The organism is Inquilinus sp. OTU3971 (assembly GCF_038440215.1).
In genome coordinates this window covers 1-455 of record NZ_JASATH010000447.1, presented here as the reverse complement: position 1 = coordinate 455, position 455 = coordinate 1, and the positions used below count along the sequence as shown (strand labels likewise).

Annotated in this window: 1 pseudogene; it reads left to right on the top strand. The window is 68.1% G+C overall.

Features of this window, described 5'->3' with window-relative positions:
- Positions 1-455: pseudogene (locus AAHM41_RS40350) on the top strand (cell division protein FtsH); the annotation flags it as partial.

Here is a 455-nt window from a genome sequence, read left to right as displayed (position 1 = left end):
GAGATCCTCGACCCGGCCCTCCTCCGCGCCGGGCGCTTCGACCGCCAGATCCTGGTCGACCGGCCCGACAAGAAGGGCCGGATCGATATCCTTCAGGTTCACATCAGGAAGATCAAGATCGCCACGGACGTGCCGGTGGAAGGAGTCGCCGCTCTGACGCCGGGCTTCACGGGCGCCGATCTCGCCAATCTCGTGAACGAGGCCGCGCTCCTGGCCACGCGCCGCGGCGCGGCTTGCGTCACCTTCGACGACTTCACCCAGGCGATCGAGCGCATCGTCGCCGGGCTGGAGAAGCGCAACCGGCTGCTCAACCCGCACGAGCGCACCGTGGTCGCGCATCACGAAATGGGCCACGCGATCGTCGCCATGGCGCTGCCCGGCGTCGATCCGGTCCAGAAGATCTCGATCATCCCCCGCGGGATCACCGCCCTCGGCTACACCATGCAGCGGCCGAT